The following is a 4536-nucleotide window of genomic DNA, read 5'->3' as shown; positions in this document are numbered from 1 at the left end:
CCAGAAAGTAAGACGTGGATGCCCGGCACAAGGCCGGGCATGACGTCGTGGAAGCGGTCGACGACACAACGGAAGAAGCTCAGCTCTTGCCCTGGCGCTTCTTCAGTTCGGCCCAGAACGCATCGACATTGCTGGTGTCGATGATCTTGGTCGGCACGATCAAAAGGCCATTGCCCGGCACCCAGGACTTGTCGCCTTCGAGGTACTTGGCCATGTCCTTCATGCCCTGATAGCCCCACTCGTAAGGCTGCTGCACGACGGTGCCGCTGATGGTGCCTTCCTTGACGCCGCCCAGCGTGATCGGATCCTCGTCGAAGCCGATGATCTTGATCTTGCCCAGCTTGCCGGCCTCCTTCAGCGCCTCATAGATGCGCGGCGTGTTGTAGGAGTAGAAGCCGATCATGCAGTCGATCTCGGGATGCGCGGTCAGCGTGTCCTCGACATTGCGCTTGGCGCGGGTCTGGTCGATGTCGTCGCCGCGCACGTCGACGAGCTCGACCTTGGAGCCCTTGATGGTCTCCTTGACGCCGTCGATGCGTTCCTTGGCATTGTCAGCGCCGAGCAGGCCGACGAAGCCCACGCACTTGCCGCCGTTCGGCAGCGCCTTCAGCACAAGCTCGCCCGCCTGCTTGCCGGCATCCGTGTTCGAGGAGCCGATATAGGCGATGCGGCTGGTCTGCGGCGCATCCGAATCGGTGGTGAAGAGCGCGACCTGCTTGCCGACGCGATTCAACGCATCGCTCTCGGTCTTGGGATCGACCGCGCTGACCATGATGCCGGCATAGCCCGCCGCCACCAGGTCGTCCATCAGCCGGATCTGGATCGCCGCCGCCGACTGCTCCGGATATTTCAGTACCAGATCGTATTTGGTCAGTTCGGCCTGCGCCGCCTTGACGCCGGCCTCGGCGGCCTTCCAGAAGTCCGACGCGCCGTTGACGACGAAGGCCAGCTTCTTCTTGTCCTCGGCATGCGCGCCGGCGGCGAAGGCCAGCGCCATCACCACGGCGATGCCGGTCGATGTGAAACGATTCATGCTTGAAACCCCTCCCTTGGGTGTCCGTGTTGCAGACTGTTATGAGAATTGCCGCCGACTACGCGCGGCAGCTTGCGTGCCCGATTGCACCTGTTGTCTTGGGCCGTCCTTCCCCCGATGCCCCCACGTCGCAGCCCGTTCTGGCCGTCTTGCGCCCGCCGATGATTTGGTTTGCGCGGTCGCAGCTAACGACAAAACGACGCGGCGTGACAAGACGCAACCAGGAAGATCGTCTTAGGAATCACGTCAGGCACGGTGTTGCACGGGAAACCGCAACACCTCAAACACCTCAATTTGCTGGCCGGCAATATTGTGCCCATGACGCGGGCACGAGGACGAGCTTGCCCACACCATGCGCAAGGCAGAAAGCAGACGGGAAGAACTGAGGTCAGCTCAACCTCGGCGCGAGATGCCTCCCGGCCGAGCTGCGCTTGTCGGGCGCGCGAGACCAGTCGCCTTCGCCGGCGGCGCGACAGCCTTCGCTCGCTTCGCTACGATAGATGGGATCGGCCTGCCGAGCCGTAGCTCGCGAAGGCTGGTGGGCACGACAGGGATCGAACCTGTGACCCCTACCATGTCAAGGTAGTGCTCTCCCGCTGAGCTACGTGCCCAAATATCCAGACATGCCGAACGGGGTCCCTATATCGGCTCCCCGGCGGGCAGGCAAGCCGACGGATGGCCCGCCTTCACAAAATCATCGCGGCCCGGACCGTGCATGCCCGCGGACTTCAGGCCGCCAGCATCTTGTTCACTTCGCTGACCAGCTCGCGCAGATGCACCGGCTTGGACAGGACCTTCGCGTTCTTCGGCGCTTCCGAATCGGAGTTGAGCGCTACCGCGGCGAAGCCGGTGATGAACATGATCTTGATGTCCGGATCGAGCTCGGAGGCGCGGCGCGCGAGCTCGATGCCGTCCATCTCGGGCATGACGATGTCGGTCAGAAGCATCTCGAATGCCTCCTCCCGCAGCCGCTGATAGGCCGACATGCCGTTGTCGTGCGGGGAGACCTTGAACCCCGCGTTTTCCAGCGCCTTCACGAGGAAGCGGCGCATGTCGTTGTCGTCTTCAGCGAGGAGGATTTTGTGCATGGCTCAATGGCGTCGGATGGCTATGAGGGCGGACTGCTTCACTAAGCCCGCAGACAGTAAATTTCGGGTGAAAGGTAGCGGTCGGGATTGGCCGCTTGCAAGGCCATTTCTGGACAGAATTGCGGCTTGAACCGCGGCCATCCGGAGTTTCAGGCGTGAGGGCCCGAGACATGTTTCGACGACGCAGCCATGCTTTTTCGCTTGGCAGAAAGGTTGCGATTACCGACAATACGCCCCCATAAAAAGCTCTGCGGTCCGAATCGGCCGATCGCGATCGGCAGTGGACAGCGGTAAGATCGAGGAACGGCGCCCGACGATGACCCGGTATGATGGCGAGGTAGCGCCTCCGTTCGAGATCGTGGAGCCGGCCGAATGGCGGGCACCGATCATCTTCAACTCCCCGCATTCCGGTTCGGCCTATCCGGGCGAATTTCTCGGCGCCTCGCGGATCGACCTGCCGACGCTGCGCCGCTCGGAAGATTCCTTCATGGACGAGCTCATCCGCAGCCTGAGCGATGCCGGCTTTGCGGTCATACGGGTTCATTTTCCGCGTTCCTATGTCGACGTGAACCGGGAACCCTACGAACTCGATCCGCGCATGTTCACGGGCCGGCTGCCGAGCTTCGCCAACACGCGGTCGATGCGGGTGGCCGGCGGCCTTGGCACCATCCCGCGCGTCGTCGGAGACGGCCAGGAGATCTACCGCGAGCGCCTCTCGGTCGAGGAGGCGCTCGGGCGCATCGAATTGCTCTACAAGCCCTATCACCGCGCATTGCGGCGGTTGATCAACAAGGTGCATCAGGCGTTCGGCGTGGTGTTGCTGGTCGACTGTCACTCGATGCCGTCGATCGGGGTGGCGCGCGACGAGCCGCGACGGCCGGATGTCGTGATCGGCGACCGCTACGGCACGAGCTGCGCGCCGCTGCTGCCGGATGCCGTCGAGGCGACCATGGCCGGCCTCGGCTATTCGGTCGGCCGCAACAAGCCCTATGCCGGCGGCTTCATCACCGAACATTACGGCAACCCCGCCAGCGGCCTGCATGCCGTCCAGCTCGAGCTCAACCGCGCGATCTACATGGACGAGCGGCGCCGCGAGAAAGGCCCGCGATTTCCGCAGGTCGCGGCCGACTTCGCTTCGCTCGCCGAAGCGCTCGCAACGCTGCCGTTCGGCGATCTTCGTCCGTTCGAGGCCGCCGCGGAATAAATCGACGCCGCGCCCGATCTGCCCGATGCCGTCCTGCGCCGGCTCTCTTCGCGCTCGCCCGGCGGGGACGGACTGTCGAGAGATCTCTCTCCGGCAGAAAAAAGGGCCGCTTGCGAAAGCAAGCGGCCCAAGTCTAGGGAGGAAACGCCCAAGGAGGGCAGCGATAGCGCAGAAGCGCTACCGCACCGCAACAATATGCGACCGCGCTGCACAAAGCGCAAGGGTTTTCGCTCCTTTTCCCATGCAAAATCCGCAATGCTTGCAACTTGGCAACACTTTCATTTCGAAGAAATATCCTAAGTAATTTCAATTACTTATTCGTAGCGGCGGCTCGAAGCGCATATCCGCTCGAGAAGATATCCCCAGCTTCCCGATTTAGTGATCCGCATTCGCAGCGGGAAATTAGCTTCTGCATACCGGCGATTCGGTATTCCAAATGCCAACGGCGATGGATGGATCGGCGTCCGCAGAGACTTGCTGGATCGAGCCAAGCGGATCATCAATGGGTTCCTGCCAAGCCTAGAGCTTTTTCCGTTCCGATGGAATCGGAACGGCATCTCTAGCTTCTTTGTTTGACGCGTTTTCTTCACGCGAACCGGTATCCACTTCGCTCGAAAACGCATTAGAGGGACAGCTCTGATGGTGATCGATTTCTCCGCCTTCATCGGTCGCCTGGCGACAGCCTCCGGGGAAACCATCCTGCCATTCTTCCGCACCTCGCTTTCGATCGACAACAAGAGCGTCGGAATAGATTTCGATCCGGTCACCGAGGCCGACCGTGCCGCGGAGGCAGTGATGCGCCGGCTGATCAAGGCCAACTTCCCCCAGCACGGCATCGTCGGCGAGGAGTTCGGCAACGAACGCGAGGAAGCCGACTATGTCTGGGTGCTCGACCCGATCGACGGCACCAAGTCCTTCATCGGCGGCTTCCCGATCTGGGGCACCCTGATCGCACTGCTGCACCAGGGCACGCCGGTATTTGGCATGATGCACCAGCCCTTCATCGGTGAGCGCTTCTCGGGCGACAACGGCTCGGCCAGCTACCAGGGGCCCTCGGGCGAGCGGAAGCTGTCAGTCCGGCGCTGCACGTCGCTCGAGGAGGCGACTTCCTACACCACGAGCCCGCTGCTAATGAACGAGGCTGACCGCGCGATCTTCGGCCAGGTCGAAAACAGGGTGCGGCTGTCGCGCTATGGCGGCGACTGCTATTC

4 protein-coding genes and 1 tRNA gene are annotated in these 4536 nt (G+C 62.3%); 2 read left to right on the top strand and 3 right to left on the bottom strand.

Annotated elements, in window-relative coordinates:
• Positions 1-79 precede the first annotated feature (79 nt).
• From JOY90_RS06415 to cpdR, 3 genes are all read right to left on the bottom strand, one after another.
• A complete protein-coding gene (locus JOY90_RS06415) occupies positions 80-1033 on the bottom strand; it encodes a sugar-binding protein (protein ID WP_291690309.1) in 954 nt (317 codons plus the stop codon).
• 536 nt (positions 1034-1569) lie between these two features.
• A tRNA-Val gene (locus JOY90_RS06410) sits at positions 1570-1644 on the bottom strand.
• Between the two features lie 117 nt (positions 1645-1761).
• On the bottom strand, positions 1762-2121 hold the full coding sequence (gene cpdR / locus JOY90_RS06405; RefSeq protein ID WP_291690308.1) for a cell cycle two-component system response regulator CpdR: 360 nt from the start codon (positions 2119-2121) through the stop codon (positions 1762-1764).
• Positions 2122-2437: 316 nt separating this feature from the next.
• Here cpdR and JOY90_RS06400 point away from each other — a divergent pair, with 316 nt between their 5' ends.
• Positions 2438-3325, top strand: a complete 888-nt coding sequence (locus tag JOY90_RS06400; RefSeq protein WP_291690307.1) for an N-formylglutamate amidohydrolase — start codon at positions 2438-2440, stop codon at positions 3323-3325.
• 636 nt (positions 3326-3961) lie between these two features.
• The coding region (locus JOY90_RS06395; protein WP_291690310.1) for an inositol monophosphatase family protein at positions 3962-4536 on the top strand (575 nt) is incomplete at its 3' end.

The organism is Bradyrhizobium sp. (assembly GCF_019242285.1).
Classification (GTDB): Bacteria; Pseudomonadota; Alphaproteobacteria; order Rhizobiales; family Xanthobacteraceae; genus Bradyrhizobium.
Note: the sequence above shows the minus strand (reverse complement) of the source record. Positions and strands in the feature narration are given on the sequence as shown.

Bases quoted from the DNA above. Each gene is read 5' to 3' on its own strand.
- JOY90_RS06415 (WP_291690309.1), bottom strand. From the start codon at position 1,033: ATGAATCGTTTCACATCGACCGGCATCGCCGTGGTGATGGCGCTGGCC.
- cpdR (WP_291690308.1), bottom strand. From the start codon at position 2,121: ATGCACAAAATCCTCCTCGCTGAAGACGACAACGACATGCGCCGCTTC.
- JOY90_RS06400 (WP_291690307.1), top strand. From the start codon at position 2,438: ATGACCCGGTATGATGGCGAGGTAGCGCCTCCGTTCGAGATCGTGGAG.